Here is a 1,700-nt window from a genome sequence, read left to right as displayed (position 1 = left end):
CCTGCTCCCCCGCGACCACCCGCCCCGCAGCGTCCGTCGAACCGGACGGTGCTGATCGGCGCGGGCGTGACCGGGCTGCTCGCGGTGGCGCTGCTGGTGATCTTGGTGCTGCGCGGCGTGGTCGGCGGCTCCGGACCGGTGCAACTCGACGTCGGCCGCGCCCAGGACGGTGTGCGCTCGGTGCTCACCGATCCGATCAACGGCTACGGGCGCGACGACGTGAGCGCCGTGCGCTGCAACAACGGGGTCAACCCGACGGTGCGCAAAGGAGGCACCTTCACCTGCGCGGTCACCGTCGACGGCGCCCAGCGCCAGGTGCTGGTGGAGTTCACCGACGACGCCGGGACGTATGCCGTCGACCGGCCGCGGTGATGGGCAAGACGTCCAGTGTGCGGTTTCATACGCCGACCCCGGCGGGTCGCGTACGAAACCGCACACTCGGCGCGATTTCACATGGCGGTGGCGGAGGGATTTGAACCCTCGGTGGGGGGTTACCCCACACACGCTTTCGAGGCGTGCTCCTTAGGCCGCTCGGACACGCCACCGCGGGACAGCCTACCCAACGACCGTGCCCTCAGCCCAATCGCTGGCGGGCGAAGAACTCCTCCAGTGGTGCAGCACACTCGGCGGCCAGCACCCCACCACGCACCTCGGGGCGGTGGTTGAGCCGGCGGTCGCGCACCACGTCCCACAGCGAGCCGACCGCCCCGGTCTTGGGCTCGAAGGCCCCGAACACCAGCCGCGCCACCCGGGCGGCCACCAGCGCGCCGGCGCACATGGTGCACGGCTCCAGGGTGACGGCCAACGTGGCGCCGGTCAGCCGCCAGCCGTCGCCGAGCACCGCGGCCGCATCGCGGAGCGCCAGCATCTCGGCGTGCGCGGTGGGGTCGGCGAGGGCTTCGCGGGCATTGGCGGCCGAGGCCAGCACGGTGCCGTCCGCGGCAACCACCACCGCCCCCACCGGAATATCGCGGGAGCCGGCCTGCCGGGCAGCCGCCAACGCCGCGCGGATCAGCTCCTCGTCGGTGGATAGGCCGGTCACCGCTTGCGTCGCGGCAGGGCCGCCGAGAGCTGCTCGTCGAACCCCATCTCGGCGGCGATCCGGTGCAGTTGCTCATCAACGGCCAGATCGGACTCGTCGAGAATGACGCCGAGCACCGCGGCGGGCAGCCCGATATCGGACAGCAGGCCCAGATCGCCCTCTTCGAACGGCTCGGAGTCCTCCAGGTCCTCGGCGTCGATGTCGGCGTCGAGCTCGTCGAGCACCTCGTCGGCGATGTCGTAGTCGAGTGCGGCCGTCGCATCCGAGAGCAGCAGCCGGGTGCCGGCCGGCCCCGGCCGGACGATCACGAAGAATTCGTCGTCGACGTTGAGCAGACCGAAAACCGCGCCGGCGCTGCGCAACTCACGCAGTTCCGTCTCGGCGATCGACAGACTGGTCAGTGCCGCGGCACGCATCGACGTGCAACGCCACTTGCCGTCTTCACGCACAACAGCCACCCCGAAGCCGTCCAGCGTGTCCGCCGGCCGGCCCTGTGCGGACGCGCCCTGTGCTCCCATGGCCGCCTACGGTAGTCGCCGTTCACGCCCTTGACCAGCGTGTGCCAACCTGGACAGGTGGTGGCAGGTGCAGGGAAAACTCCGGTGTGCGTCTTGGGGCTCGGCCTGATCGGCGGTTCGGTGCTGCGGGCCGCCGCAGC

3 protein-coding genes and 1 tRNA gene are annotated in these 1,700 nt (G+C 71.1%); 1 reads left to right on the top strand and 3 read right to left on the bottom strand.

What is annotated here, in order from left to right; translation table 11 throughout:
- Nucleotides 1–372 (top strand): DUF4333 domain-containing protein (locus tag A5694_RS20740; RefSeq protein ID WP_234787949.1); only part of this gene is annotated, 372 nt, incomplete at its 5' end.
- A gap of 82 nt (nt 373–454) precedes the next feature.
- On the opposite strand, the gene A5694_RS20735 is transcribed toward A5694_RS20740, so the two are convergent.
- The 3 genes from A5694_RS20735 to A5694_RS20725 form a co-directional block, all read right to left on the bottom strand.
- Nucleotides 455–545: transfer RNA gene (locus A5694_RS20735), tRNA-Ser, on the bottom strand.
- A 29-nt stretch (nt 546–574) separates the two neighbouring features.
- Complete coding sequence (locus A5694_RS20730; RefSeq protein WP_064924191.1) at nt 575–1,042, bottom strand: nucleoside deaminase; 468 nt, start codon at nt 1,040–1,042, stop codon at nt 575–577.
- Nucleotides 1,039–1,560, bottom strand: a complete 522-nt coding sequence (locus A5694_RS20725) for a tRNA adenosine deaminase-associated protein (RefSeq protein WP_064924190.1) — start codon at nt 1,558–1,560, stop codon at nt 1,039–1,041. The genes A5694_RS20730 and A5694_RS20725 overlap by 4 nt, the downstream gene beginning before the upstream one ends.
- Between the last annotated feature and the right edge of the window lie 140 nt (nt 1,561–1,700).

The organism is Mycolicibacter sinensis (genome assembly GCF_001667945.1).
Taxonomy (GTDB): domain Bacteria; phylum Actinomycetota; class Actinomycetes; order Mycobacteriales; family Mycobacteriaceae; genus Mycobacterium; species Mycobacterium sinense_B.
Note: the sequence above shows the minus strand (reverse complement) of the source record. Positions and strands in the feature narration are given on the sequence as shown.

Bases quoted from the DNA above. Each gene is read 5' to 3' on its own strand.
- A5694_RS20725 (WP_064924190.1), bottom strand. From the start codon at position 1,560: ATGGGAGCACAGGGCGCGTCCGCACAGGGCCGGCCGGCGGACACGCTG.